The organism is Enterobacter sp. Bisph1 (assembly GCF_000814905.1).
In the GTDB taxonomy this organism is placed as follows: domain Bacteria; phylum Pseudomonadota; class Gammaproteobacteria; order Enterobacterales; family Enterobacteriaceae; genus Kosakonia.
Map to the genome: position 1 here is coordinate 173,145 of NZ_JXAG01000036.1, position 23,421 is coordinate 196,565.

Consider the following 23,421-nt stretch of genomic DNA (forward strand, 5'->3'; position numbering starts at 1 on the left):
CCAGTAACAGTCGCTGTCAGCCGTGAAGACGCGCGCGTTCAGCCAAACATGGCCAGCTGTTTATCAAACCAGGCGTACATAAAACGGCGGGTAGACGCGCCGCGCGAACAGGCGCAGGCGAGATGTTCGTCGGCACGCAGAAGATGATCGCGCAGGCGCTGATGCACCGCCTCCGGGCCGAGCATTGCCACCAGCGTGGATTTACCCGCGTCTTTGTTGATGTCTTTGCCGGTATTGCTCAGGCTGTCTGCCAGATCGTCAAGCAGCTGGAACGCCTGCCCAAGATGGCGTGAGAACTGGCGCAGTTTCTGGCGCACCGAGGTGGACGCGCCGGCGGCAATAGCGGCAATTTGCAGCGTGGCGTCAAACAGCACACTGGTCTTGAGATCGTTGGTCGCGAGAATAGCTTCCGGGCTACGCATCTGGTTGCCTTCACTAAGGTCAAGGAATTGCCCCTGCACCAGACCCTGGAGGCCCACCGCCGTTGAAAGCTCGCTGACCGCCTCGGTTTTGCAGCTATCGGAAAGCTGGCTTGCCTGTGCCACCACGCCGAAGGCGCGGCTAAGTAACGCGACGGCGGCGAGGATCGCGACGCTTTCACCATACTGGCGATGGATAGTAGGCTTGCCGCGGCGCAGCAGGGCGTTATCCATGCACGGGATATCATCGAGCATCAACGAGGCGGCGTGTACCATCTCCACCGCGCAAGCGAGATCCATCAGCGCGGTCTGACTGGCGTCGCAGTCGAGATCGCGCGCAGCGAGAATAAGCAGCAGCGGGCGCACCCGTTTACCGGGCGTAAGCGCGCCTTCGCGCATCGCGGCGCAGACCAGATCGCGCTCCTGGCCTGGCGGTAAAAGTTCATCAAGGCGAGCCTGCAGGGCGTCGCGCAGCGCCTGCAATTCATTTTCCTGCCCTGAAGATTTCACGGCGTTAGCGTTCATGGTTTAGGCCTCTGATGGTGTTCGGGTGCTGTGAAAGGGAAGGCGTTAAAAGCGCAACTGTGCGAGCGTGCTGCCATCAGGCGTGCAACATTCGTCGCAACAGGCGGAATGTGGGATTTTCGGTGTATGAACAACTGATTATCTTCATGTTCATCGTTCCGGGGACTCTTTTAAAAAGCGTAGCGCAATCCCGTAAAATTTCTTTGGCGAACTCAAAAACTTTACATAGAGTTAACACGTTGTACAAATTTTATGCCAGTAATGAACGCAGTAATGTCATTACCTGACGCACTTCGTCCGGCGTGAGCGCGCCATCTTTGGCAAAACGAATGCGGCCTTCCTTATCCAGTACTACCACCGCAGAACCGCCTGGTTGCAGGTGCCAGGCGTGCTGTGCGGCACCGTTATCATCAAGCACGAACACCGAGGCCGGGAATGCCTTTTTGGTGCTTTCCAGGCTGCGGCGTACAAATATGGCGCTGCCCGGAATGGCATCGTCCGTATTGATGATGGTGGTAGCCTGGAATTTATCGGCGGGCAGGCGGGCTGCGGCGATGGCGTCGCTGATGCCTTTATTGAGATCTTTCGCCGACAGCCTGCCCGCGACATGCAGCACCAGCCCGACTTTGCCGGTAAGCCGCGCGCTGTTCCAGTCGCGATAGCGGATCTCGCCCTGGTTAAGCGTCAGTTCGCCACGATCCGCTATGCCGACCGGCGCTACCCGTTCGCCCTTTTCGAAATTATGGGCGCAGGCGAAAAAGGGCAGCAGGGTGAAGATAAACAGTAACAGGCGCAGCATAGGGCATTCTCAGGGGGGTAAAGTTGGGGAAAGTGTAGTGGAGATTCTCTGGAAATGGGGACGAGGGGTATTACGGTTTCACGTTAATCCGTCTCTAGATTATCAGTTGGTGAGAGCGGTGGCGTTGTCGGTTTGTAGGATGAAGGAATATGGAGGGGTATAACGGAGGCGTAACTCGCAGAAGAATAATAGCAGTAAATATGGTGTCGTTGAGCAAGGCAGCTTTGCTGAGTATTAGCATTATGTTTATTTAAGATGGTGTGCAGGATGCAAAATTAATATGCCAGAATTATTTTTCGTAAGCCCTTAAAACAAGATGTCGTGATCAATATAAATTAAATATTGACTTAAATTTTATATAATGAATTGCATATGTTAAGGGCCGCTGGGTCTTTTTTCAGCGTTAAAAGAATATAGCGGCGGTTATTGGCTCGGACGTACGTACCTTAATGCATTTGTTTTTGGTTGTAACAGACCTATATCCCTGTCTCTGGGGTTATATTTTATTTGTGCTCAGGAAATTGCTGAACTACACGTAACGAACCTCCTGTGCAGGATGATGAACCAAGTTACTGATTTTTTTGAAGTTTTTGAAAATAGCTAAAATGCCCCTGACGGGGCATTTTAGCTGTGATAAATTCGGTGCTAATACCAACGGTTATATTTAATATACAAATAGGAAACGATAATAAACCATGAGAAAGTAAGTATCCCTGAATAATTAGGGATGAATTGAATAAACAAAAATGCCCCAGCAAGAATAAGTGCTATGGGCACCAGGTGTGAGTGAGCTCCCCAAAGGAATAATAATAACTTCTTCATCTTTTCAACATTTCATATAAAGCGTCACCAATAATTTCCTCATTATTTCCGCCTGATTCGACTTGATATATTATCTTTGTCATTTGTGGCTCGATAAGAAAGTAAAGCATTTCAAGATTCTCTTTATAAAGAGCCTGATAATAAGCAGGATCCATATTTATCAGCTCGCGGCAGGCGTCCCGGTAGTAATCAGCAGGTATCAAACATGAACCATGATTGATTATGCGATTTGCACCAAGCTTAACAATTTCAATGGCTTACATGTTGGTTGCATGTATCTCGCGCAATGCTTTTGTGAGTGCAAGGGCTATATTTCTTTCTGACTGCAACCTCATTTTTGCATAGCCTTCTGCCATTGTAATTCTCCATGCTGTAATCTTTAACCTGTAAATAATTGATCATCACCATCAAAGGAGGCAAGGAAGTTAATGAAAAAAAGCGGCAGGATAACGATATATGTCTTAGTGGTAATTGTTTTCTTTCTAACTATTCCTGAAATAGTTATACGTGTATTAACGCCCGAACAGTTTGCACGACTGAGTGACTTCACGAGCTTAGGGGGACTCTTCAGTCATCTTCTCTCGTTGCTGATCTTTCTTGGTTTGACGTCGATTTTGCTTGGAGTGCTTACCATTTTCCTAACCAAAAAAATTTACCGCTACTTATCCAGATCCCGCAGTTGATCAATACCTATCAATTGCGTCTCCGCTTCGTTCCACCCCCTCGCATGCATGAAGCGCATTATTTCGCATGCGGAAACTATTTTTTTATCCTGATCGGTGCTAGTGCTGGTAAGGAGCTGTTGAACCGATGCAACTGCATTAAAACCGACCCGCGAAGCGGATAGGCGAGGCGGTGAAGCACTGACGAGGTTGAGGGTGCGTGAACGTGTGTCGGGGTGACTGCACGCAGCATGCGTGCGCTGGCGCGGTCTGGTGAGAGGCATTAAAATGCCGCCATGCGGCGGCTGCGGTCAGCTATTCGTTGTCGGTGTCGAAGCTGTATTTCTGAAACCTGATAATCTCCTCTCCCGCCCATTCGTTGAGCTTCAGGAATCGCGATTCCAGCGGCATCAGTTCGTTGCGTACAAATACTTTTGCTCGCCTATCGAACCCGCATTTTCCAGTTGCTGCCCATGAGCTGGAACGGGATGCGTTGTGCATCAAGCAGGTCGCCCGCACTGACTTTCTTGATATAAAAAAAACGTCTATGGTAGCGACTTCACTCAGCGGCACGATTTTAATGCCGTCGGCTTTTCCGTTGGATGCATAGAAAAACAGGTTCTTAAGATTGCCGAGTCCTTTCGAATCGCGCATCGCTTTAGGCAGCGCCTCGACGTCAGTGCTGCTTTACGCCGCGTCCGTAACGAGCCCGCATGCGCGCCGTTCTGATAATACTTGCGGCGAAACAGCGTCGCCGATTCATTCAGCCAGGCCGAATTTAATGCGCTGACATATTCCGGCATCCCTTAAAGACATAATTCAGAATATCGCGCTTATCCAGTACCGGCACCGGCTCGCCGAAGGTACCCGGCACAATATCGTTAAAGATTACGTGGATTACAAAGGTGTGCCGGCCAGCTCAGTTGATGCATTTTAGGCCTGTACCCGCAGCGTCAGTTATTAGGTTTTGAAAAGAGCGATTTAACAAGCATCGAAACAATGATAATCAACGTTTTGATCGACCAGTAAAATCGCTGAATGGTTCGGAAAGGCCGTGATACGCCGAATTTATTTCGGCGTAAGTTCATTAAGTCTAAAACTTCGTGACCACAGTCGTTTGGTCGCTACTTTATCTTCTGGTTGCGCAGTAATGACGGTGACACTGTATTCTTTATCGGGGGTGAACTTATATCCAACCGGAATGCACTGTCCAGCCAGTATTATATATGAAGGGTTGTCGAAATTGTCCTGCTTCCATACTTCCTGCATCTGTCCCTTATTGTCTCTTGCCGACAATGACAGTGTAAGCAATTTTGCATGTCCCTCCTTTAACGTCGAGTCATTACTTACAGAGATACATGGCTGGTTGTTTTTAAGAGTGACATCAGCGACCCTGTAGGCATTATTCTCCATCGTACACGCAGTGAGAAAGGGTGGGATAAGTAAAAGGATTTTCCACTTCATTTCCATAAACTCCTTTTGTCACGCGGGGATGCCAGAAGATATTGCAATGTGTTTTGGTACTTAGATAGTAAATCAGGACCATGTATTCCATTAAAGCTGTTTATTTGCTTCCATGAATTATAACCCTCCGTTACTAGAGTGTAATAATCGGCAACGATATTTGCCTGCTGCTCCATTCGATAATCAGCGAGAGTTTTTTCTTTAGGAAGCGAATAGTTGTAATCAACGTATTTGCTTATGAGTCCTCTCGTTCTGAAACTCATGCTCATGAAATGCTGCCAAATGTGCACAAACTCATGCATAAACCAGTTTTTATTTAATGAGGTTTCAGAAGAAAAATCTTCTTTAAAGATAGGTTCAGGCCAGTACATGTTGCCATTTGGAGTAACGGCTGTGCCCTCATCCTGAAGGTTGAAGGGAAAGTAGCTGCCTTTATAAACCCTGACATGTGGGTAATTAACGCTGTCACCAAAGATAGTGCGAGCCATCCTAATTTCACCCGCAGTGAGTGGGCGATAAGCGTCTTTTGCTGTTGCCATTTAAAATTCCTTTTCCAGTCACTGTTAATGCTCCCGGCAATATCATTTTTTCTACACGCCGTAGTATGGCCTGTCAATAAACCGTATTTCATTGATACCGGGTTCGCCTGGCAGCCTTCTTCGTTGTATGAACACACTAGCAAACATTAACGAACTTGCCAGCACTATCCGCAATATGGTACGCACCGAAATCATTGTTGAAACCGAACTTGATGCTGGTCGATGCCGTGTGCAGGCTGGCGGAATTATTACCGACTGGTTTAAGTGGTTGACCCACCGCGCCGGTCACTCGCGTAGATGAACACTCTGGCGACAGCGGCGGCATAAGAGGAGCACCAATATCAATTGCAGTTGTACCTTTGTCACACATGAATCAATGGCAAGGTGACTTAGTCACCCCAGGCACCGTAAATAAGGCTACTTTTCACCCAACAAGAGAAGGTCAAAGCCAGTTTATTGGATGTAAAAATGCCCGCTTTAAGTGGAATTTTTTGCCTAAGCAGAGGAGCGCTAAGAAAATCCATCGACATTTCATCGCCACTTGAAATCAGGCAACAAAAAAGCCACTCAACCGAGTGGCTTAATCATATGCTTACAAAGCTAAAATTTGGTGGCCCCTGTTGGGTTTGAACCAACGACCAAGCGATTATGAGTCATAAAATCAGAATGTTTCTAATCGTTCGTCATTGACGCTTACTGTGTTTTTAATTGTCTACAATCAATCGGTTATAAAGTAATTTTTGTTTCTGATTGGTTCTCTCATTTCCCCATTGTACTATCCTTACCTGACCCATTACCTGACCCAAAATGGGCATCGGGTCAGGTAACGCTTATCCTCAGAAAGGTAACCTCATGGCCGCTAATCTTACCGAGACTGCTATACGTGGATTGAAGACAAAAAGCACGTCGTACTACGTGTGGAGCAACAGTGCTCAGCGCGGTACCGGCAGGCTTGGCGTTAAGGTTCAGCCTTCAGGCAGCAAGGTTTTTTATTTCCGTTACTACGTTGAGAAAGGGAAGAAAGAGAAGTTTATTCAGTTGGGCATTTGGCCTGAGATGAAACTGGTGACGGCCAATGAACTGGCGAAAAAGTACGGAGCCTGGCTTGTCGAAGGAAAGGAACCCCAGCAAGAGCTTGAGCAACAACGCCTGGCCGAACAGCACATTATGCAGCTTCATCGTTCGCAGGGATCGTTTAAAGAACTGGTGCATGGCTATGTTAACAAGATGAAGCTCGACAATAAGCGGACCTGGGCCGATGTACTGAAGCGTCTTGAAAAAGAGTGCTATTCAGTCATTCCTCGCGGGACCAAAGCGAAAGATGTCACGCCCTTACAGATCAAAACGATCTTGTCTGGCATCATCCAGCGTGATGCGGTGGTCCATGCAAACCGCATTCGTTCCTATCTGATGGCGGCATTCAACTACGGGCTTAAAGCCGATAACGATCCGATGAATACCAGCGTGGGCATTACGTTCGGGCTTGAAGTTAATCCGGTATCGGCTATACCGAAGCAGTCCTCGGCGGAGAAAGTGGGTGATACATGGTTGACGCTGGAAGAGCTGCGTTATGTCATGGAGCAGTTCGCTCAGGCAACTAACGTTGGGCCGTTGATGCAGCACCTTATCCGCTTCTGTGTTTATGCTGGCGGGCAGCGCCCGTTTGAAATGATTGCCAGCCAGTGGAGCGCGATTGACTGGCAGCAAAAGACGTTACTGGTCATAGCCGATGTATCGAAAAACAAGCGTGAGCACCTGATCCCGCTGACTGAATCGGCACTACAGGAATTAGCCTCAGTGAAAAGGCTGACGAAGGAAAGTAACAGTCCCTATATTTTTCCTCTATCGACCAACAGTGAGCGTCCGGTGCGTACCGATAGTCTGGCGCGTTCCATCATGTATTTTCGGGCCTTTAATCCCGAGTTTAAAGTTTTCACGGCGCGAGATTTACGTCGCACCTGTAAAACGTTGATGGGGGAGGCGGGGATAAGCAAAGAGATTCGAGACCGTATTCAGAATCACGCTTTAAACGACGTCAGCTCGAAACACTATGATCGCTATGATTACCTGACTGAAAAGCGTAGGGCGCTTGAAATCTGGGAAGATCGGGTTAACAACTATCAGCGGCGGCAAGAAGACAACGTTGTGAACTTGTTTGGGCGGAGGTAAGAGCTTGGCAAAATACGAGCTTAATTCAGCAGAAGAGCGGTATCAACCGGGCTCTGGAGACCTGGTGTTGGCTAATAAGTTAGGGATTACTGATGAACAGGAAATGGAGGCGCTGGAGTCTGGCCTGCTGCTGATGCTTTATGAACAGCTATTTATCGAAGGCCAGCCGCCAGCGGTGCTGACTTTTGAGCATATCAGTGGGTGGCATCGCCAATGGCTGGGGAATGTGTATGACTGGGCTGGGAGGTTACGCAATGCCAACCTGACTAAAGATAGTTTTCAATTTGCCGCTGCCGACAGAATTCCACTGCTTCTCGATGGTTTCGAGAGGCAATTTCTCTCCAGGTCTGGTGAACTGAAATCCATGGCTCGTCCGGAGCTGGTTAGCTATCTGGCTGAATGCCATGTGGAGTTTATTTTGATCCATCCATTCAGAGAAGGTAACGGGCGTCTGTCGCGACTGCTTTGTGATGTACTGTCGGTTCTGGCGGGGAAGGGCTTACTGGACTACAGCCTGTGGGATGAGCACAAGGCGTTTTACTTCAAGGCAATACAGGCAGGCGTATCAGGGAACTACAGCCCTATGATGCAACTGGTGAGTGATATCTTACCTGATTAACAGGCAAGGCCGACGGCTTTCGCTTGTGCCTGATTTTTTTTGAGTTGCTGCTCAATCTTTTGCACAGAAACACCGGTTTCGATCGCGGTTGAGCTGGCAACGGCGCGATAGATTTGGGCTTTTGTTACAGGTGTTTTCTTCATGATGCTGTGTTCTCTTAAGTTAATCCGGAAATTTTAGAGGGTAACGGGGCTGCTTGCAAGGCATAGACTGAATGCCACTTTTCAGTTATATAAATCAATATATAAAGCACATATAGCGCAAGCAGCGAAGCGTCACACAGGACGACAAGTCGAATGACATTAAAGCGGCCCGATTTTTACCCTTTGTCAATGGCATCTGAAAAGTGCCATATCATGTCTGAAAATTTACTGAATGATTGGCTTGATCATAAAGTTCCACTCTACATTCGGTTGGATGCTTTGCCATGCCAGATCGTCAGGTACCTTGGTGGAGGCCAATTTCTTCTTAAAGATTGGGAGAGGAAAATTAAATCAGGCATGGATTATTATCAGCATGAAAAAATGCCAGAGTTTAAAATAAGGCAGTTTTACCCGGAGAAAGATGCAGAAATTGAATCTCGACTTCTGGAAGGTGACTTGGGGATATGTCGTTATACCTACAATGGGCATGCACATGGTTACTGGCGGGTAAAGGCTACGCCAGTGACTCGTTTTGCTGAAGACCATTACGTGCTAACGGATATGGATACTGTCAGAGAAAATAATAATATTGCAGGTGCGATTGCGGTATATGGTAAAGATGATAGGGATTATTTGATATTTCCAAGTGAAGTTTTTCGAGATAAATCAGAACTATTTTTTGATGCAAATGAATTGTCACCACAAAGTGTAGAAAACATGCCCGGCGTGAAAAAAGAAAAACAAACCCGTATTTCTAGGCCAGAAAGAATAGCCCTGTATGTCATGCTGAAAGAGCATTATCTTGATGGCAATGGTGAGGTTAATTTTTCAAAAATGGCGGAGATGCTTACTGTGGCATCCAAAAAATATGGATTCAAAGACTCATTCAGTGATGACACTATCGCTAAGTGGATAAAACGTATTGAGAATGAAAATCAATAGACCCTCTCCCGCTGGTAATAAATCGTCATAATGGCGCTTCGTCCACTTTAAAGATGGAAAAATCATCAATGAGTGGACACGCCAGTTGAATCGAGAACCACAGCAACCGCATTAAGCCCCGTAATAAGCGCTAACACCTTAATAAGGTGTCCGCTGCTGTCATTCAGTTACCCACTTGCGACATGCTGCATCCACTGAAACAAAGGAGGCAGTATGAGTACAACATTTATCACCCCCACCCCGGAAGAACGCCTGAAAATCCTGCGTGATTATGGTGAGCAAGGTGATCGTCTGGTGCGTGAACGGGAGCGCCAGCGTATCACGTCCATTTCCCGCTCTACCGCGTGGAAACTGGAACAGGTTGGTAAGTTTCCACAGCGTAAGTCTATCGGCCTGAAATCCTGCGGATGGCTGTTAAGTGACCTGCTTTGTTGGATCAATGATCGTTAACCTTAAGTTTTTTGTATTTATTTTTTGTTTTTTCCTTAATGCCCCGTGTTCATCCTGCTATTTCTGCCATTAATAGCGGAATAGCAATGTGAGGGGAATCGTTTTAAACGTTAACTGAATAAGAGGTATCTATGCTGTGTGGTCGTCCTTTCCCTGTGCATGTGTTCCCGCAGATCATCAGAAATGCGGTATATGAAGTGGAACAGCACACGCAGGCTCCTCAGGCTTTGATTGCCGCATCGGTACTGGGGGTTATTTCGCTGGCCTGCCAAAACCGGATTGATGTGTGCCGACTGAATAATCTGCGCAGTCCGGTATCACTTTTCTTACTAACGCTGGCGGAATCTGGTGAACGCAAAAGCACTGTGGACAAACTACTGATGAAGCCATTGTATCAACTGGAAGAAGAATGGTTTGAAAAATATACTCAGGACTTGATTGTCTGGAGGAATGCGGAAACGGTTTTTAATATTGAAAAGAAAGCCCTGATGTCAAAATTGAAAACCGATATTCACCGTAATAAAGATCACTCCGCAACGAATGAACGGCTGAAAGCGCTACTGGCGGTGTCTCCAAAAGCACCGGTCAGGTTAAGGCAGATATACAGCGATGCCACACCTGCAGCGATGAAAGACTCTCTCTGTGGACGCTGGCGGTCCATCGGGCTTATGTCTGATGAAGCTGGCACCATTTTTAACGGCTACGCGCTGAATGAACTGCCTTTCATCAATAAAATGTGGGATGGCGCAATGTTTCCCGTGGAAAGAAAAAGTGAGCCAGATAAATTAATCAAAGATGCCAGAATGACGCTGGGACTGATGATTCAGCCTGATGTGTTTAAAAAAGGTTATCTGGAACGAAAAGGCGATGCCGCGAAAGGGATCGGATTCTTCGCCCGATGCCTGATATGTCAACCGGGTTCAACACAGGGCTACAGGCAAATTACCAGTCCGGTTGTCTCAAGTGAGCATCTGCTGATATTTCATCAACGACTGATGGACATTGTTAACGAGAGCATTGCCAGAAATGAGGAAAATGATCGTCAGTGTCTGCGTTTCTCTCCCGAAGCAGAAAAACGCTGGCTCGAATTTTATAACAAAGTCGAGTCAGAAATGGGGCTGATTGGCTTCCTGTCTGATTTTAAGGATTATGCTTCTAAAATGGCGGAGAATATGGCAAGGATCGCCGCACTGCTGCATTACTTCAACGGCGATGAAGGAGATATATCCCTTATTGCCGTGGAAGCCGCAGTAGATATAATCGCCTGGTATGTTGATGAGTATGTTAGAATTTTCTCTAAACCCCAGACGTTGCTGCTGGTAAGTTCAGAAGCAGACGAACTTTACTCGTGGATAAAAGATTATTGCTACAGGTGTGTGGTGCCGTATATCAGGAAGACAACCATCATGCAATATGGTCCGAACCGGTTCAGGAACCGGAGTAAAGTGAATGAACTGCTGAGTACACTTTATTCGCAAAACAAAATACGTGCAGAGAAAAGAGGGAAAACCATATTTATTCAACCTGTCGATGGTTTTATATAACGAACAGAACAAATGCAAGTTGGAATAATTTGTTTATTAAAGAGCCATCATTGTAACTAATTACAGAGTAACTTTTAATCAGTCATCGCAGGCTGTGGCTATTTTTTTGTCTGAAATTAATTGTCGGATAGTTAATATATTGTCGTTAACAGTATCTGTATATCCACCACACTAATAGCCATATCAGTAATGCGATGACTGCTATCTATCAAGGAATAAATTATGAACCTCTACGATAGCGAATATGGCAGTCATGTTAAATCATATAAAGAAAGAATTATTGAAGTTATTAATAAAGCCGTTAAAGAACACGGACGTACACTGGCAATACGGGTGGATCTGCATGACCCGGTTATGCTGGATAATGGTGATACCATTTCCTGTATCGCTAATACTGATTCAGGATCTATATCAAGATTTACCAATTCACTGAAAGCCAAATTGGCAGCAGATGAACAGCGCAAGCGTAAAGAAGGTAAACGGGTACACCCGAATACGCTCCGTTATGCGTGGGTACGAGAATTTACTCAGAATGGGAAACGTCACTTCCACGTATTTCTGTTCCTGAACAAAGATGCTTATTACCATTTAGGAGATTTCAATCTGGATGACGACACACTAAGAACCATGATCACCTCAGCATGGTGTAGCGCATTAAACCTGATCCCCGAAGAGGGACAGCACCTAGTGCAGTATCCTGCTAATGGTAAATATGTCCTGCATCGTGATGATATTCTTAATGGCATGTATCCCGGTGATTTACTAAACAGAATTGACTATCTGACCAAAGTGAAAAGCAAGGTTTTTGATGATGGGAATAGATCATTTGGGTGTAGTAATAATTAATACCGGTAAATGTGAGAGATACTACTACCAGTAATGGATGGCAGGGTTTTGGTTACGGTGAGCGAGGCGCAATGCGGATCTGGAATGCGCCTCGCAAAACACGCCGGGGATTATTTGATCGATACCTGTCCGTTCATAAGTAGAGGGAGGAGCCAGTCGCGGAGTACAATGAGTTGCTGATCTTCCTGTTCTAATTTATCCTGACGGGAAAATATTCCAGCTACCATTTTTGTAAAACTATCAGTAACAGAAAATGCTGGAAGCATAACGTCTATTTCCTTCAAAACAGAGCCAGAAACTTCTTTAAACGTCGACCCTGAGGCATTTTTCACAATAACGGGAAGGCTATTTTTCACCGCATAGTACACATATTCCGTTGAGTAATTTTTTGACGGAATGAAGGATTTAAATCCCTGATTTGTAGTCAATTCATTTCGGGAAATCGCCATATAGCCAATAGGCGCTCGTGAACTTAATAACACAGTTCCAGCAGGGTAAGTCTTTAGTGAGGCACTTTTAATCCCTTCAACAGAAACATCCAGGGCACCGCGAGAGATAAATTTATTGCTCTGATTGTCAGACAGATCGTTTGGTGTGATCCATGGCGTACCATTTGCTGTAAAATTCTCTGGTTTACTGGTAGTGGGAGTACTGCCACCTACAATTTGGCCTAAGTCATCTAATGTTCCAGATTTCCAATCCGCCGGGATTTCTCGTTTTAGCGTTGCATTATACACCATCTTCCCGCCGGAAGTTTTATACGGTTTTCCGTTGGCATCAGGGAAATCGAACTGTACAAACCAGTAGTCGTATAGCGTTTTCGCCATCGCTTCCAGTTCGGTATTGATGCGGTTGTTAAGTTCGAGCTTATCCTCAAATATATCCAGAAAATCCACGATCTTCTGTTGTTTTTTTACATCAGGGAGCGGCACCTTAACATCATAGATTCTTTCCGGAGAGGTATGTTTAACCTTTGAACCCGACGATGTAAGCCTGATTTGTCCTCTAACAGTATTTGTTCTAAACAGATAATAAACATAGTCTTTCAACAAATATTGCGGATTTGTTTTTATTAACCCTAATCGTTGATTATGTAAGTACAGTCCAGACTCTGGAATTCGGGCACAGCTACCAAGCAAACCAGCAGCTTGTTCCGTCATAGCAACAATTACATCACCTTTGCTATGTATGTATTCCTCTGGAAACTCTCCAGTGTAAAATTTTTCTTTACCTAGTTGTCTTTTGAAGCCGCCAGTCTCATAAAAATTTCCCGGAGTGAGCACAATAAACTCTGTTTTTTGATCTGAAAAGAACTCGCCCTTGAAAGGGAAACCATGTTTTATGTTCAATTTTCCTTTCAATTTTTCAATAGGCCAATTACTCATACTTCAGCCCCGCCATCTGCTTCTTAATCTCCGCTTCCAACTCGCGCGACTGGCTAAACAAATTCTCCAGATTTTCCGTAAACCCTTTCATCTTCGCGGCAAACTGTTCCGGCGTCATATCGGTATATTCAATTTTCACATCAAAATACTGCCCGGCGCTGAACGAGTAATTTTTCCCGGCGATGTCGTCATAGCTGACCACCACCGAGAAATCCTCTTCGCTCCACTTGTTGTTGAACACTTCGCAGATGCGCTGCTCTTCTTCTTCGGTTAGTACCGTTTTCTGGTTTTTACCGTCTTTGACCTTTTCACCTAAATTCGAGGCGTCGATCAGCACCACTTTCTCTTTGTTGCTGGCGTCAATAAACAGGATCGACACGTTGGTGCCGGTGGTGGCGAAGATATTCGACGGCATGGAAACCACGCCCGCCAGCATCCTGTTTTTCACCAGATGTTCGCGAATCCCTTTATCAATGCCCGACTGCGCGGTGATAAACCCGGTCGGCACCACCACCGCCGCCTTACCACCCGGTTTCAGCGAGAAAATGATGTGTTGCAGGAACAACTGGTAAATTTCCATTTTGTCCCTGGCTTTGGCTTTGATTTTCGGTATCCCGGCAAAGAAACGTTGCTGGTTTTCTTTGCTGTCGAGATCGTCGCGGAAATCGCTGAAATCCATCTTGAACGGCGGGTTGGAGACGATGTAGTCAAAGCGTTTCAGCGCGCTGCCGTCCTTGTGGAACGGATGCAGAATGGTGTTGCCCTGGATAACGTTGGGGATTGAATGCACCAGATTGTTGAGGATCAGGTTCAGGCGCAGCAGACTGGAGGATTTCTGCGAAATATCCTGCGCAAAGATGCTGCAACGATCTTCCCCGATAGCGTGTGCCACGCTCATCAGCAGCGTGCCGGAACCGGCAGACGGATCGTAACAGCTTACGTTACGCACCACGCCCTGCTGCGCTTTTGGCACCAGGATTTCTGCCATGATGCGCGCCACGGCGTGGGGCGTGTAGTATTCGGCGTATTTGCCGCCGGAGTTGCTGTTGTAGTCTTTGATCAGGTATTCAAAGATAGTGGCGTAGAAGTCGAATTTCTGCGTGAAGATACGTTCGAAGCTGAAATCGGCCAGTTTGTTGATAATAGCGCGGCAGAAGTCATCGCGCTTTGATTCATCGGCAATGTACTGACTGAGGCGTTCAAACAGCACCACTTTCGCGCCGCCGTCGGTTTTGACCGCGAAGACATCGTTGTTGGTAGCGGCGATGTCCATCAGGGTGTCGTCAAAGGTGGTGGCGAAATTGGCCTCATTTTGACGGTTGTATAAATACTGAATGAAGTGATGTGGCTTCAGACGCGCTGTGTCGGCGCTCATTTTCAGTTGCAGCTTATCCCGCTGTTCTTCACTCATCTGATTGAGCGCAACTTCCCATTTTTCGGCGCTGGCGATGCTTGTATCCACCTTTTTGGCTTCAAAGGCGAATTTGTCGTTCAGGAATTTGTATAGAAATGCCTGAGTGATGATTTTGAATTCGTTACCGTCGTTGCCCAGACCGTAGTTAGCACAAATGCTTTTCAGGCTATCGATCAGGGTTTTAGTTTTGTCTCTAAATTCCAGTTCTACCACGTACGTGCTCCGGTATTAAATTCGTTCAGGTATTCCGCCACAATCAGGCGGTTGATATCGCCAGCCGCTTTCGCACTGAGAGTGATCTTCTGTTGTTTTTCAAAGTGTTCAAGCACGCATGACACGATCTGGCGTTCAAAGTAGCTTTCATTGTTCAGTATTTGGCTATTGTTCAGCACTTTTCCATCCGCATCCAGCTTGACACCGAGCAGTGCTTCGAAGATTTTACGCTCTGGCTCGCTAAGGCCGCCGTGCTCGCGCAGGCGTTTGTGGGTACGCGCGTATTTCACATCGCCCCGATATTTCTGGCGCAGCAGGTTGTTCTGACGGTTCAGCTCTTTAATACGGTCATGAATTTTATTGAGTGTGCCGATATTCGCAACCATTTCTTCCTGCGTGACTTCGCTGAGCTTCTTTTTCTTGAACAGGCGCTCCAGTTCGTCTTTCAGGCTGATAAACTGCGGATCCTGTTGGTCGAAATTTGCGGCCAGCGCCTCGCGGGTACGGCGCAGCGTTTCTTTCAGTTCGTCGGCCAGTACCAGCTCTTCTTCACCCACTTTGTGGAATTCAAAGATCACTTCTTCCAGCGCCCGGTTAAGCAGGCCGGATAAATCAACACCCTGTTCCAGATCTGCTTTCAGGTTGAGTAAGTCGAGGCGGTGGCAGGCTTCGCGATAGAGGATGTTGAGTTTATTGAAGTCCAGCGCCTGGAGAAACTCCGTGTTGCCTTGGAGGCGGATCAGGTTGTACAGGCTGCGGGCGTCGGCCAGCGCGTTTTTCAACGCCAGCGCGGTTTCCCGATCCTGAATCTGGTTTATCTGGTCCGTGAAGATTTCTGCGTTTTCTGTATCGAAGCTGAATAGAACGTCTTTGATATGCTCTATTTCTTCACGGATCTCTTCCGCCGATTTGAAAAGGCGTGAGTAGTGCTCCATTTCGTCGCCCAGTTCGGCCTGTAGCTCTTCGAAGTAGGCTTTGTTGGTGGCGTCAAATTCCTGGCGGATATCGGCGAAGTCCACCACATAGCCGTAGCGGAAGTGGTTGTAGGTTCGGTTGACGCGGGTCAGCGCCTGGAGCAGGTTGTGCTTTCTGATAACCCGCCCGAGGTAGAGTTTTTTCAGCCGTTTGGCATCAAACCCGGTGAGCAGCATGTTGTAGACGAATAGCAGGTCAATCTCGCCCGCTTTGAATTGCTCCACCCACTCTTTACGTTCCTGCTTGCTACCAATGTCGTGCAGGATTAGGGCGGCGCGTTTGATTTTCCGTGTTTCTTTGGCGTGGATCTGATAAACGGCAGCGGGTTCTGCGGCCTGTAATACAGGCATTTCGTCGGTGACTCCATCGGTGACGGTGGGCGATTCGGCGTAGTCGGCGTTGAACAATTCAAACATCTGTTTGGCCTGTTCAGAACTGTCACATATCACCATGCCGCCGATGGTGCCATCATTCAGCGCCCCCCGGCTTTTGGCAAAGTCGGTGACGATGTAGTCCAGCATCGGTTTGACGAAGCTGGGATGGGCGTAGATGTATTTGCGATCTACATCGCCCATTCTGACTTCTACGTCTTTTAGCGCCTGTTGCAGGATCATCCGGTAGTTGGTGGCGATCTCTTCACGGATCAGGCGCAGCGTGTAGCCATCGGCAATGGAGGCGTTGTAGTAGTATTTATGGATGTAGTCGCCGAAGAGGTCGCGGGAGTTGTAGTCCGTTCCCAGCAGAGGTGTACCGGTCAGGCCAATTTTGATGGCGTTGGTGTCCGACTGGCTTAAGTTCGCCAGGAAGCTCCCTTTGGGGTTGTAGCTGCGGTGGACTTCATCGAGGAAATACACGCGCTGGATGTTGATGTCGTAGTCTTTGATGGTGACGACGTCCGGGTCATCGCGGAATTTCTGGATGTTGACGACGGTGATTTCCGCTTTGCCGTGGTGATTGTGCAGCGCCTGCGCCGCTTTGATGTCGCGGGTGAAGGCTTCGCGTGAGTCAATAAGGTGAACAATTAAGCCACGGGCGGTGAACTCGCGCTGCGCCTGCTGGAGCAGATCCAGACGGTCAACAATAAAGTAGAATTTTGGGATCACCTGCTGACTCTGGAAGTAATCCGTCAGGAAGCGCACGTTGTAGTAAGCCAGTGCGGTTTTTCCACTGCCCTGAGTGTGCCAGATGATGCCTTTTTTTACGCCAGCGTTGAGTTTACGTTCGATCGCTTTGGTAGCGAAGAGCTGCGGGTAGCGCATGATGTGTTTCTGGATGCCCCCCGACTCGGCGACGTATACCAGTGCATAGCGCAGGATAAATGCCAGCCGATCGCGGCTTAACAGCGCGGTGCAGAGGCGGTTGGTCGGGCGGTTGTGATCTTTATTGGTCTGAAATTCTGGGTTGGTGCGGATTACTTCTAGGTTGTTGTCTTTCAGGATGGCGATTTCGGTTTCTTCTGACAGTGGTTTCAGTAACGCCGTCAGGTTGAAGAGTTCTTCTTCGCGAAAGTAGTTGAATACCGGGTTGCTGTAAGAGCTGCTGGCGTAGAAAGCCCCCTGAATCGGCTCCGGGTCGCTGTCGTCATACTCCATGTTGTTGGAGAAGATCATGAACTGGGTGATATTGGCGAAGCGTTTGAATTTTGGGTTCTTAAAGCGTTCGTTGATGCGGTTGCGTTCTGCGACGATACCTTCGCGGTTGTTGGGTTTTTTTACTTCGATAAAGATCAGTGGCATACCATTGATCAGTAGCGTGATGTCCGGGCGGAACTCTTCATCGCCGTTTTCGCAGGTTAGTTCGGTGACGACATGGAAGCTGTTGTTGTTGAAGTTATCGAAGTCTATCAGTTTGATGCCGGAACGGTCGCTGAGTTTTTCGAAGAAGGCGCGGCCCAGGTCGTCGTTGTCGAGAAGCAGCGTGAGGTCTTTTAACAGGCGCCCGATGTCGTCGGGCGCAATTCCGGGGTTAATTCTGCCAACTGCAGCGGTGAAAAGGTCAGGAAAGATGTTGGTTTCTTTGTCCCAGTGTTGTTCTTTCAGAGACAGGTAGCGGTAGCCCAGCCGTATCAGGTGGAGGATGACGGGGATTTTTACCCGAGTGTCTTCGGTGAATTTCATCGTATACCCTGTTTTGATTTTTATCACGTCTCAGGCCATGCAGCGCCCCATAATCCCAGAACGGCTGGCAGCTATGTCTGTTCAATTTATAGCTATGTTACACGTTCTCTGTTAACTGCCCGAGCACATTTGTCGCGCCTTACTTGAAATGATCACCGCCTCGCCAGACCCGAGATTTTATCAGGAAAATCAATAATGGTTGCAAAGTGAGGGGCTAGATCAATCAGCCACAATTAAGATAATTTCAGACATGCATCATCCTCCCGAACACTACCATCTATACGGCTAACCTATTGGTTAGCCGTTATCAAATTTTATTTTCTATCAGGAAAATATCATGAGTAAACAAGAAGGTATCAATGCTATCAGCAAGACAATGGCCGCACTGTCCGTGCATTTATCTGAAACAATCCTGAAACATATCCACAGTCTCACCAACTATGAGCAGGTCATAGGCATTATGGGTAAAACCGGAGCGGGAAAGAGCAGCCTGTACAACGCTTTGTTTGCCGGGGAATCATGAATATCCGTAAGGTCCGGCAATTTGAGATTTACGTTAATAACCGAAAAGCGGGGACCTTCAGCGTTGACCCGACGAACACCGCGAAGTTTCTGCCCCCTCCCGGAGACTGCGGCGGTAACAACTGAAAGCCGCATCTTCTCCCACAAATCCACCCCGACAGCCACTAGGCTTTTAGGGTTTTCTTTTAGCAGGAGCCTGACATGCCCAATCAGTGTTACTGCCACCGGGGCCTTTCACCCGGCTGCAGACGGAAGCCGTCACGGCAGCGTACCGCAATATCACCATTGAAGATGACCAGAGCAGCCATTTTCGTCTTGTCGTTTGTGATTCCGAAGGCCGAATAGTTTGAATGCAATGTACTCATTTTTTTGCAAAGCCTTATACTTTGGAAACAAAATATAAGGCTCGTTAATTAACACGATAGCCGCCCAGAGATTGAAGACAGCAGGCTATAAAACAGCAATAAATCAATGGATTGTGATAATCACCCATTTTTTTCTTCAAACAATGGTGCTAAACACTGAACTTCTTGTAAAGCCTCTGCATTCAGTACGTCAAAGTATAACCACTTATTATTCTCATCATTGGTCAGGTCAATTTTCCAATTGGTCTTCACATAACAGGCCAACGCTGCCCGGCAGGTGACGGAATGGACGTTACCATTGATAGAGAACTCGCGCGATATCTCATTAATTGTTTCTTTTGGTAAATTCTTTTTAAATTCAATTATAAAAGTGATTTCTTCGTCCCACTCTCTATCCGTCTTCTCAGCAAGAGTCGGTGAAATGGATGCTTCCAAATGAGCATCAAAAAGCCTGGATAGTTTGAAGTTCTTAAAACCACTGCCCTGTGGTTGTTCCTCATTTCGGTCATAAGCTCGGAAATACCAGTTCTTACGGTCAACAAACAATGCTGATGGAAACAGTATCCTTTCCCTGTGATCACCACTTTTTGAACCGTAGGAACATCTAATGGCACATTGTCCTTTTATTGCCCTTGTTACTGCCGCTACCTGTTCTTCTTTGAGACGTTCCGGTTGATAGAGCGGGTCCACTTCATCAATGGGTAGCATTGGCCGCTTTTGCATTAATTCGGAGCGTGTAAACCCATACTGAATAAGGTTAAGGGCCGTGTGAACACCAATCCTAATTAGTGGGGTATAGCTGTCTGCAAGGATAACAGTTCTTTTAGTTGCAGTATCAATGCTGCAGTTATCCGGTTTTAGCTCCCGATAGAGAGCAAGATCCTTAGATGCTGCAGCCTGAGCAACCTTGAACTCAGCCATAATTTCAGCTCTGGAGATGCTGCCAAGATAGCGAATACAGAGATCTATGTACGCAAGTCGTTCTGCCTGGGGAAGTGAATAGGCGTCGACCAGCAGTTCCAGATGAACATCATGAAACATTGGCATCGATACGCTCCGATTTATGATCTATTAAATATACTGTTCATTATCACATGTTGCACTGCTTTACGCAATGAGATAGGATTACCTCAGTCGAGAAAGTAATCAAATCGACATGATAGCTCAGGAAGGTTCATTCAGGTGAAGGTGTTTGTCTGGTTGGATTAGCACTGAGGGGGGGGTGAGGGACTGTCTGCAAACAGTCCCTCACCAGAAAAACAAAAACTCTGCGGAGCGTCATTCACCACTGAGTCTTGCTGATCAGAATGTTGAGTATACGTTAATTATAGCGTAGCCGACAAGCCTGCCTCCAGTGAAATGAAACTCCTTGCAACACAAGGAGTGGTATATGACCACACCACGAATGGGCTACTGCCCACGCTGTAAACAGGATTGTGAAATCACTTTTGCTACAAAAGCCATTCATGAAAAGACGGGTAAGGTAATTTTGCCGAAAAAGGGTAAAGTCCTTGTCATTCCTCATTGTACGGCTTGTCGTAAGACTAAATAGTTCAACCAGTGCTAAGCAGGTCAATGTGGCCTGCCTTTAATTGCTATACATAGCTCAACTTCTATTTTAAGGGTAATGCAATGAAAAAAATTCTTCGTAATATCATTCTTACTACAGCTGTGGTTTCTGGTTCTGCATTCGCAGCAGATAGTAGCCAGAAGGTTGCACTTTCTGATCTTCATTTTGCCACGACACCAAATGGAATGCAGCAAATTGAAGGTAATGGTATTAATACTACCAGTCAGACACTCAAGCATGTTTTCGTGAAAATTAACCTTCTTCAAAATAATACCGTAGTGGGGCAAACCATCGCTATGGTAGAGAATCTTGAGTCCGGACAGAGCTGGAAAGTACAGGCTCCTTATAATAGTTTTTCTGTTAAGCCTGATAGTTTTAAGGTTACTGAGATTAACGTCATAAATTGATGTTTTTATTAAGTGTTTATTCTCAAGATAAAATTATCAGGAATGTAAATGAACACACTGACAGTATCTCTGGTAACAATAATGATCCCTGGCGTCATTATGGCATTAATTTATGATACTTACACTCAACATAAATCTTGGGATTCATTTCGATATGTTCTGATGTCGGTTGTATTTGGTATCGTTACTTATCTGGCAATGCAGGCAGCAGTGAGTTTATTTCAACTGATTGCTGGGATCGGTGATACCAAATCGATTAACTGGAGATTACTGTCAGTCTGGTCTATTCCCAATGAGGAAAAGATAGCGATTAACCCACTGGAGATCTTACTGGGCGGGCTTTGTGCTATCCCTTTAGGACTGATCGCTGTCTATCTTGCGACCAAACGGACATTTCATGAACTGTTACTGCGTAAGGGCATTTCAAATAAATACGGTGATGATAATGCCTTTATACGGTCAGTTGAGATCATGCACAGAAATACAGGGCAATGCTACGTACTGCTGCATGAAAATAACATGCTTATTCATGGAACAGTCTATCTGTATAACGAAAATGAGAAAACGCAGGAGCTGGGGCTCCTAAATGCTACTGTACTCAGTTCGGAAACAGGTTCAGTTCTCTGGACGACGGGATTTATCTATCTTTCAAAAGAATACGGTAAAATGGTCGTATTTGAAAATTACATTGAGGTTCCACATGACAAAGAATCAGACGCTGAAAAAAATCAGCATGCCGACCTTTGACGGCAGAGAGTTAAGAGCACAGGCGGGGCTACAGATGGCGATAAATGGTGCTCAAGTTGAATCTAGGGGAATTCAGATGGTTGCGCGGCCACAGCAAGGTAATCAACCTCCTGGCTATGGACGCCAGACCTCTACTCAAACGACATCTCAGAGTGCTTTTGCTCCAGCAAGCGGTCCTAAAATCCCACCAATGAAGAAGTAATCGCAGCATAAAAAGCACAGGCTAACTACCGGTGCTTTTTATTCAAATGTCAATGTTGTCTCCTTTTCGGCTATAAGGAGTAACGAATTAGCCTACTAGTAGGAATAGAAATTCAGAAAGCCTGGAAAGAGTCCCGTGTATAAGCATTAGAAATAATTTCAGACATATATCATCTCTCTGAACGCAACATCATTTAGGCGACTCCATAAGGGTTCGCCGTTTATGTATTCTTTAACTCAGGAGATGTTATGAAAAATCAGGAAAGTCTGCAGTCCTTACGGAACTCACTTGCTAGCTTACCAGCATGGGCCTCAGAGCGGATCATGCAGCAAATTCGTCAACTGACAAATTACGAGCCAATGATCGGCATTATGGGCAAAACTGGAGCGGGTAAGTCCTCATTGTGCAATGCCCTGTTTGCCGGTGAGGTATCGCCGGTCAGCGACATATCAGCCTGTACCCGTGAACCTTTGCGATTTCGCCAGCAGGTTGGCGAGCACTTTATGACCATCGTCGACCTGCCTGGCGTGGGTGAAAGCAGAGCTCGTGATACCGAGTATGTTGCGCTGTACCGTCAACAGCTCTCTCGCTTAGACTTAGTGCTGTGGCTTATTAAGGCCGATGACCGGTCTCTGGCGGTGGATGAACATTTTTACCGGGAGGTGATTGGTGAAGCATACCGGCATAAAGTGTTGTTTGTTATCAGTCAGTCCGACAAGGTTGAACCCACATGCGGTGGTGAAAAGCTGTCTACAGAGCAGAAACAAAATATCAGCCGCAAAATCTGCCAGTTGCATGAACTCTTCCAACCTGTAAACCCTGTCTGCGCGGTGTCGGTACGTTTGCAGTGGGGGCTGCGGGTGATGGCTGAACGGATGATTCGTTGTCTGCCACGTGAGGCCAGCAGCCCGGTGGTATCTCAGCTCAACGCGCCGCTTCGTACCGATGCCGTAAATAAAAAAGCCTGTGACGATTTTGGTGAAACGGTTGGTTCGGTGTTGGACACGGTAAGCAGCATGCCCCTGATACCAGCCCCGGTTCGGACAATTATCCAGGCTGTACGTGATACCGTAGTATCTGTTGCCCGCGCCGTCTGGAATTTCTTCTTCTGAATTCTTACCAAATTCACCAGTTATTTACTGAGCCCTGCCGCGAATATGCGACAGGGCTTTTTTGTCTTTATTTTTCCATAATTAGGAGTCTGCTTATGACCCGTCTGGCTTCGCGCTTTGGCGCAGCAAACCTTATTCGTCGTGACCGTCCGTTAACCCGTGAAGAGTTGTTTCGGGTGGTGCCAAGTGTGTTCAGTGAGGAGAAGCATACGTCACGCAGCGCACGGTATACCTGGATACCAACCATTACCGTTCTTGAAAACCTACAGCGAGAGGGCTTTCAGCCGTTCTTTGCCTGTCAGACCAGAGTTCGTGACCCCGAGCGTCGCGAGCACACAAAACACATGCTGCGCCTGCGTCGCGAGGGGCAAATTACCGGCAAGCAAGTGCCGGAAATCATTCTGCTCAACTCTCATGACGGCACCAGTTCGTACCAGATGCTACCGGGA

The 23,421-nt window shown here is 46.9% G+C and carries 19 protein-coding genes and 4 pseudogenes; 13 read left to right on the top strand and 10 right to left on the bottom strand.

Annotated features, from left to right (window positions below):
- Nucleotides 1–38: 38 nt before the first annotated feature.
- From RW65_RS11545 to RW65_RS11575, 5 genes and pseudogenes are all read right to left on the bottom strand, one after another.
- A complete protein-coding gene (locus RW65_RS11545) occupies nucleotides 39–944 on the bottom strand; it encodes a polyprenyl synthetase family protein (RefSeq protein WP_039056889.1) in 906 nt (301 codons plus the stop codon).
- Between the two features lie 250 nt (nucleotides 945–1,194).
- Nucleotides 1,195–1,743, bottom strand: coding sequence for a YtfJ family protein (locus RW65_RS11550; RefSeq protein WP_039056890.1), 549 nt, complete (start codon nucleotides 1,741–1,743; stop codon nucleotides 1,195–1,197).
- Between the two features lie 1,799 nt (nucleotides 1,744–3,542).
- Nucleotides 3,543–4,033: pseudogene (locus RW65_RS11565) on the bottom strand (phage portal protein); the annotation flags it as partial.
- A 262-nt stretch (nucleotides 4,034–4,295) separates the two neighbouring features.
- Nucleotides 4,296–4,691, bottom strand: a complete 396-nt coding sequence (locus tag RW65_RS11570; RefSeq protein ID WP_039056893.1) for a putative T6SS immunity periplasmic lipoprotein — start codon at nucleotides 4,689–4,691, stop codon at nucleotides 4,296–4,298.
- Nucleotides 4,688–5,230 (bottom strand): hypothetical protein, encoded by a 543-nt coding sequence (locus tag RW65_RS11575; RefSeq protein ID WP_039056894.1) that lies wholly within the window; start codon nucleotides 5,228–5,230, stop codon nucleotides 4,688–4,690. The genes RW65_RS11570 and RW65_RS11575 overlap by 4 nt, the downstream gene beginning before the upstream one ends.
- Before the next feature lie 127 nt (nucleotides 5,231–5,357).
- Between RW65_RS11575 and RW65_RS21915 the strand changes: the two are divergent.
- The 3 genes and pseudogenes from RW65_RS21915 to RW65_RS11585 all read left to right on the top strand — a co-directional run.
- A pseudogene (locus RW65_RS21915) lies at nucleotides 5,358–5,525 on the top strand (phage baseplate assembly protein V); the annotation flags it as partial.
- A 557-nt stretch (nucleotides 5,526–6,082) separates the two neighbouring features.
- A complete protein-coding gene (locus tag RW65_RS11580; protein WP_039056895.1) occupies nucleotides 6,083–7,399 on the top strand; it encodes a tyrosine-type recombinase/integrase in 1,317 nt (438 codons plus the stop codon).
- Nucleotides 7,400–7,403: 4 nt separating this feature from the next.
- Nucleotides 7,404–8,018, top strand: a complete 615-nt coding sequence (locus RW65_RS11585) for a Fic/DOC family protein (protein ID WP_039056896.1) — start codon at nucleotides 7,404–7,406, stop codon at nucleotides 8,016–8,018.
- On the opposite strand, the gene RW65_RS22675 is transcribed toward RW65_RS11585, so the two are convergent.
- Nucleotides 8,015–8,161 carry a hypothetical protein gene (locus RW65_RS22675; RefSeq protein WP_156123996.1) on the bottom strand — a complete coding sequence of 49 codons (147 nt, stop codon included), beginning with the start codon at nucleotides 8,159–8,161 and terminating at the stop codon, nucleotides 8,015–8,017. The two genes, RW65_RS11585 and RW65_RS22675, sit on opposite strands and share 4 nt — an antisense overlap.
- A gap of 213 nt (nucleotides 8,162–8,374) precedes the next feature.
- Between RW65_RS22675 and RW65_RS11590 the strand changes: the two genes are divergently transcribed.
- The 4 genes from RW65_RS11590 to RW65_RS11605 all read left to right on the top strand — a co-directional run bounded on the left by RW65_RS11590 (nucleotide 8,375) and on the right by RW65_RS11605 (nucleotide 11,943).
- Nucleotides 8,375–9,103 (top strand): hypothetical protein, encoded by a 729-nt coding sequence (locus RW65_RS11590; RefSeq protein WP_231564382.1) that lies wholly within the window; start codon nucleotides 8,375–8,377, stop codon nucleotides 9,101–9,103.
- A 213-nt stretch (nucleotides 9,104–9,316) separates the two neighbouring features.
- Nucleotides 9,317–9,553, top strand: a complete 237-nt coding sequence (locus RW65_RS11595; protein ID WP_039056898.1) for a helix-turn-helix transcriptional regulator — start codon at nucleotides 9,317–9,319, stop codon at nucleotides 9,551–9,553.
- 131 nt (nucleotides 9,554–9,684) lie between these two features.
- Nucleotides 9,685–11,097, top strand: coding sequence for a YfjI family protein (locus RW65_RS11600; protein ID WP_039056899.1), 1,413 nt, complete (start codon nucleotides 9,685–9,687; stop codon nucleotides 11,095–11,097).
- A gap of 222 nt (nucleotides 11,098–11,319) precedes the next feature.
- Nucleotides 11,320–11,943, top strand: a complete 624-nt coding sequence (locus RW65_RS11605) for an inovirus Gp2 family protein (protein WP_039056900.1) — start codon at nucleotides 11,320–11,322, stop codon at nucleotides 11,941–11,943.
- A gap of 110 nt (nucleotides 11,944–12,053) precedes the next feature.
- Here RW65_RS11605 and RW65_RS11610 read toward each other — a convergent pair whose 3' ends face one another.
- Genes RW65_RS11610 through RW65_RS11620 form a run of 3 tightly spaced genes read right to left on the bottom strand, consistent with a single transcriptional unit; the run spans nucleotide 12,054 to nucleotide 18,047 of the window.
- Complete coding sequence (locus RW65_RS11610) at nucleotides 12,054–13,328, bottom strand: restriction endonuclease subunit S (RefSeq protein WP_039056901.1); 1,275 nt, start codon at nucleotides 13,326–13,328, stop codon at nucleotides 12,054–12,056.
- Nucleotides 13,321–14,955: an HsdM family class I SAM-dependent methyltransferase gene (locus RW65_RS11615; RefSeq protein ID WP_039056902.1), complete on the bottom strand. Its 1,635-nt coding sequence runs from the start codon at nucleotides 14,953–14,955 to the stop codon at nucleotides 13,321–13,323. Before RW65_RS11615 ends, RW65_RS11610 begins: the two co-directional genes overlap by 8 nt.
- A complete protein-coding gene (locus RW65_RS11620) occupies nucleotides 14,949–18,047 on the bottom strand; it encodes a type I restriction endonuclease subunit R (RefSeq protein WP_039056904.1) in 3,099 nt (1,032 codons plus the stop codon). Before RW65_RS11620 ends, RW65_RS11615 begins: the two co-directional genes overlap by 7 nt.
- A gap of 376 nt (nucleotides 18,048–18,423) precedes the next feature.
- Here RW65_RS11620 and RW65_RS11625 point away from each other — a divergent pair.
- Nucleotides 18,424–18,564: pseudogene (locus tag RW65_RS11625) on the top strand (GTPase family protein); the annotation flags it as partial.
- 217 nt (nucleotides 18,565–18,781) lie between these two features.
- Nucleotides 18,782–18,916 (top strand): annotated as a pseudogene (locus RW65_RS21920) (DUF905 family protein); the annotation flags it as partial.
- 138 nt (nucleotides 18,917–19,054) lie between these two features.
- Here the strand turns inward: RW65_RS21920 and RW65_RS11630 are convergent.
- Nucleotides 19,055–19,981, bottom strand: coding sequence for a WYL domain-containing protein (locus tag RW65_RS11630; protein ID WP_039056906.1), 927 nt, complete (start codon nucleotides 19,979–19,981; stop codon nucleotides 19,055–19,057).
- 585 nt (nucleotides 19,982–20,566) lie between these two features.
- Here RW65_RS11630 and RW65_RS11635 point away from each other — a divergent pair.
- The 4 genes from RW65_RS11635 to RW65_RS21925 form a co-directional block, all read left to right on the top strand.
- Nucleotides 20,567–20,911, top strand: coding sequence for an FxLYD domain-containing protein (locus RW65_RS11635; protein ID WP_039056907.1), 345 nt, complete (start codon nucleotides 20,567–20,569; stop codon nucleotides 20,909–20,911).
- 48 nt (nucleotides 20,912–20,959) lie between these two features.
- The gene (locus RW65_RS11640) at nucleotides 20,960–21,658 is read left to right on the top strand and encodes a hypothetical protein (protein WP_039056908.1); all 699 of its coding nucleotides are present in this window, start codon (nucleotides 20,960–20,962) and stop codon (nucleotides 21,656–21,658) included.
- Nucleotides 21,659–22,108: 450 nt separating this feature from the next.
- Nucleotides 22,109–22,972: a GTPase family protein gene (locus RW65_RS11645; RefSeq protein ID WP_039056910.1), complete on the top strand. Its 864-nt coding sequence runs from the start codon at nucleotides 22,109–22,111 to the stop codon at nucleotides 22,970–22,972.
- Nucleotides 22,973–23,067: 95 nt separating this feature from the next.
- Nucleotides 23,068–23,421, top strand: a 354-nt coding sequence (locus RW65_RS21925) for a DUF932 domain-containing protein (protein WP_039056914.1), incomplete at its 3' end; no start/stop codon positions are given.